The organism is Halomonas koreensis (assembly GCF_031451675.1).
Lineage (GTDB): Bacteria > Pseudomonadota > Gammaproteobacteria > Pseudomonadales > Halomonadaceae > Halomonas > Halomonas koreensis.
Genome location: NZ_JARWAK010000039.1, coordinates 1 through 515, shown reverse-complemented (window position 1 = coordinate 515; position 515 = coordinate 1). Strand labels below are relative to the sequence as shown.

At 75.1% G+C, this 515-nt stretch carries 1 pseudogene; it reads right to left on the bottom strand.

What is annotated here, in order from left to right:
* A pseudogene (locus tag QC818_RS18340) lies at nucleotides 1-515 on the bottom strand ((Fe-S)-binding protein); the annotation flags it as partial.

Here is a 515-nt window from a genome sequence, read left to right as displayed (position 1 = left end):
GCCCGGGACAGCCGGGGGCTGTCGACCATGCCCACCGGGCCGGCCAGCAGGCGCTTCGCCCAGCGGTGGCCCAGGGCGGCGTTGTACAGCGGCGCCACGGGGGCGAGGTAGGGCACCAGGAACTCCAGCCCGCCGATCAGGTAGTCGCGCACCGGGCGCAGGTAGCGGCCGTGGTAGACCTCCAGGAACTGGCTGCGGAAGGTCGGCACGCTGACCTTGACCGGGCACTGGCCGGCGCAGGACTTGCAGGCCAGGCAGCCGGCCATGGCGTCGTACACCTCGTGGGAGAAGTCCGCCTCGCCGCGGCGCCGGGCCAGGGTGTTGCGGAGCTTGCCGGGGAAGGCCTTGAGCGCGCCCCAGGCGCCCCGGGCGCGGGCTCGCTCGGCGGCCTCGACCACGTCGACGCCGGCCTCGCCCTGCAGGCGCAGCCACTCGCGCATCAGGCTGGCGCGGCCCTTGGGCGAGTGGATGCGCTGGCGGGTGGCCTTCCACGACGGGCACATGGCGTCGTCGGG